1 protein-coding gene and 1 pseudogene are annotated in these 2,533 nt (G+C 73.5%); both read left to right on the forward strand.

The features are described from left to right. Window positions 1–384 (forward strand): nickel insertion protein (larC, locus tag DD1DGNOD_RS00765; RefSeq protein WP_131769214.1); only part of this gene is annotated, 384 nt, incomplete at its 5' end. Between the two features lie 351 nt (window positions 385–735). Further along, window positions 736–2,533: pseudogene (locus DD1DGNOD_RS00770) on the forward strand (hypothetical protein); the annotation flags it as partial.

Here is a 2,533-nt window from a genome sequence, read left to right on the forward strand (position 1 = left end):
CTGGACCGGGCCTTCCGCACCGTGGACGTGGGCGGCGAAACCATCGCCGTGAAGATCGGCATGCTTGCCGGCGGCCGGGCCGTCACCGCCCAGCCCGAATGGGACGACGTGCGGCGGGCCGCCATCCGGCTGGGGCAGCCGGCCCGCCGGGTCCTGGCGACGGCGGCTGCGGCCGCGCTGAACACCGACGGAGCGCCCCTTCCCACAGCCGGCCGTGACGGCGGCAGTGGGACCGACCTCAGGGATGACACCGCCACCACGGACAACGCCCACACCACGAGCAACGTCCACATCATGAGCAATACCTACAGAACGGGTAAAACCGGCATAGCGGACGACACCGGCGCCGGTGACGACAGCACGCAGACCGGCATGCCATCCTGAGCCGCGTCCAGCGGACATCGACCGGCGTGGACGATAGGAGATCGACCGGACGGGCTGCCACCGGGCGTGCCGCCGGCGTCCGGAGGTACCCGCGACCCGATCGGTCAGCCGAACCGGCCGATATGTCAATGTAGTGGGATTTGGACGCAGTGCACCGTGGACGCGAACCGATTGTAGGGGGAGTGACAGTCGATGTCACCGTCATCGTCCCGCTCCTACCCTCCGCCGGATCCGGTCGAGTCGGGCAACGAGCCCTCGAACGGGACCTCATACACCAGGGAGACCTCGTACACCGTGCAGCCACGGCAGGAGCCCGGGCGATGGGCCGGCACTACCGGGGATCCGCAGTTGATGAACGGCCGCACGCCGCCGCGCACCGGTGTGAACGGCTCCCCCGGCACCGGGCCGGCCGGGCCGCCGCCGGTACCACCGCCACCGTCACCGTCCCGGGCGACGCCGCCGCCCGTCGCGCCGCCTGGCGGCGAACGCGGTTTCGACCCGCTCACCAGCGCGTGGCCGGAGGTGGCCTACCGGTCGTCCTCGTCCTGGCGCTCTCCCGGCCCGAGCAGACCGGCGTCGGACGGTGTACCCGGCGGTTTCGCCGTGGTGGACAGGTACACCGCGACGGACGACGTCGCTGCGGGCCCGAGCGCGGCCGGCGGCGGCACGGCGGGCAGGCCCCCGGCTGACAGACCCGTGGTCGGCGGCACCGGGCCCCGGGATGCCGGTGGGGACGCTGCCGGCTCGTGGTCCCGGCCGTCCACCAATCCGCTGGTCGACCCGTGGGGGCCACAGGTCGGCGGCGGTCCGCGGCCGGCGCCGCCGGCATCCCCCATCTCCGCGTCCACGCCGCCCGCCCCGTCCACACCGTCCCCGATATCCGCACGGTCGCTGTCCACACCGTCCACGCCGTCCGTGTCCACAGCACCGTCCGCGTCCACGGTGTCCCTGCCGCCCTCGGGCCTACCGCCGTCGAGCGCACCCGGCGTGTCCGTGAGCGGGCTGACGCAGGACATCACCGGTACGGGTGCTGCCGGCGCCGGCACCCCGCCGGTCCCGAACGCACCGGCGCCGACCGCGGCAGCCTCGAACGCACCGGTCGCGAACGGCCGGCCCTGGTCCGAACCACCGACCTACGATCCGCTGTTCGACCAGGACACCTTCACCAGCGTGCCGCCCCCGTCCGGCGACCGTCGCACGCGCGCTGTCCCCTTCCGGCACGAGGAACGTCCCGGGGAGGCCCGGCGCCCTCCCGAGCCACCGGACGTCGGTCACAACCATGCCGCCCCGCTCCCCGGCCAGAACCACCCGGAGCAGGACCAACGAGGGCAGGAACAGGGGCCCTGGGGACGAGGGCAGCAGGACCGGGACCAGCCGCCGCACACGCCGGCGTCCACGCAGCACCCGGCGGCCGTAGCGCCACCGCCGCCAGCAGCCGTAGCGCCACCGCCGCCAGCAGCCGAACCGCCGTCGGGGCCGTCCACCGCGCCGTTCCCGACAGCGCCCGGTGGGGATCCGCTGTTCCCGGACGACGAGCGCCCGCGCGGCGGGCACCAGCCCGAGCCCGGCCTACCGTTCCCCGGTCCGGCCGGAACGGCTTTCCCGTACCCCGACAGTCCTTATCCGAGCACCGAGTATCCGGCGCCGCCGCCCAGCCCCCGGCCGGCGGCCAGCGGCCAGCAGAACAGCCGACGGCCATCCGACAACAATTTTCACGTTGCTGGCGACCCCGCGGGGAGAAACAGCCAGCGGCCGCCCGACAACGACTTCCAGGTGACCGGAGTCCCCGCGGAGCGGGACAACCGAGAGAGCCCCGACAGCGATTCACGCGCACCGGGTCCGGAGTTCGGTCCGACCGCCACCGGAAATCCCGGAAATCCCGGAGAACCGAAACGGCCGGCAACGGACGACGGTACGTCCGGCCGGCTCATGACCAGTGCGCTGCTGCCGGCCCGGCCGGCTGTCCCCACCCGGGGCTGGCGCAGAGTTCTCTTCAGGGTCTCCGGCGGAAAGATCAACCCCGGGCCCTCCGCCGACGAGGCCCGCCACCGCCTGCTGGTCGAGCACATCGGCGCGCCCCTGAACGACTGCCACCGGATCGCGGTCATGTCCCTGAAGGGCGGCGTCGGCAAGACGACCACCACGGTGG

The organism is Candidatus Protofrankia californiensis (assembly GCF_900634765.1).
Taxonomy (GTDB): domain Bacteria; phylum Actinomycetota; class Actinomycetes; order Frankiales; family Frankiaceae; genus Protofrankia; species Protofrankia californiensis.